This window comes from Pseudomonas sp. MD195_PC81_125 (assembly GCF_014060985.1).
GTDB lineage: Bacteria > Pseudomonadota > Gammaproteobacteria > Pseudomonadales > Pseudomonadaceae > Aquipseudomonas > Aquipseudomonas parakoreensis.
The window spans coordinates 1-1,010 of the sequence record NZ_JABULD010000238.1; the positions used below are offsets into that span (position 1 = coordinate 1).

Consider the following 1,010-nt stretch of genomic DNA (forward strand, 5'->3'; position numbering starts at 1 on the left):
ATCGCAGCCTGCGGCAGCTCCTACAGGGTAAACACAAATCCAGTGTAGGAGCTGCCGAAGGCTGCGATCTTTTGATCTTGTCTTTTGAGCTTAACCGCGCGCCTTGTCGATCAGCTCAATGTACTCGGCCGCGTTACGCTGATCCTTGATCAGATCAACAAACGTCTGGCCCTGCTCATCCTTGCCATCCACGTCGTAACCGGCAGCCACGAAGAACGTCAGGAAGCGCTCGAAATCGTCGATGCGCAAACCACGATAAGCCTTGATCAGTTTGTGCAGCGACGGCGAAGTGGCGTCGACCGGTTCAAAATCGAGGAACAGCTTGATCTGCTCATCGCCGATCTCGTCACCAATCACCTGTTTCTTATCTTTACGCATTGCCGACTCCAGCTCGCAGACATTACACGGGGCGGGCAGTTTACCCCTGCCCAGCCTCAAGGCTCAACGCGCACGAACGGCTCCGGTGTGCAGATCGGCCCAGATGTGGCCGTTGGCGTAACTGAGGAACTGTACATACACGGTGTCGTTGCGCAGCAGGTCGATCACCACCCGGTACTGGGCCAGCGGGTAGAACAGGGTCAGGGTTTTGCGCGTGTCGTCATAAAGCGGTTTTTTCAGGCTTTTGCTTTCGCCGTCGAAATTGACCAGCACCTGGGTGATGGTTGCGCCCTTGTTCAGCGACTTGCCCTTGAGGCGGATCATCAACGGTGAGGTCACCGGAATCGGCTGCTGATTGGACTGGCGTTGCGCACCGACCACCACCGAATAATCGGTGACCTGCAGCAGTTGTTGCTGCTCGGGTTCGGCATCACGCAGGGTCAAGTCGTCCGGCGGTAGAAACTGACTGTGCATCGGCGCCGGGGCGGCGGCCAGGGGCAGGCTGAGGGTCAGCAACAGGGCGGCAAAGCTGCGGATCAGAAGGCTCATGACAGGCTCCGGGGGCGAGGCCGAGCACTCTAGCATGGGATTAAAAGCAAAAGATCGCAGCCTTCGGCAGCTCCTACCAGGGT

The 1,010-nt window shown here is 58.0% G+C and carries 2 protein-coding genes; both read right to left on the bottom strand.

The features are described from left to right. Positions 1-90: 90 nt before the first annotated feature. On the bottom strand, positions 91-378 hold the full coding sequence (locus tag HT737_RS10225) for a PA4642 family protein (protein WP_041072426.1): 288 nt from the start codon (positions 376-378) through the stop codon (positions 91-93). 63 nt (positions 379-441) lie between these two features. Continuing rightward, positions 442-927, bottom strand: coding sequence for a hypothetical protein (locus HT737_RS10230; RefSeq protein WP_121187151.1), 486 nt, complete (start codon positions 925-927; stop codon positions 442-444). Positions 928-1,010 lie beyond the last annotated feature (83 nt).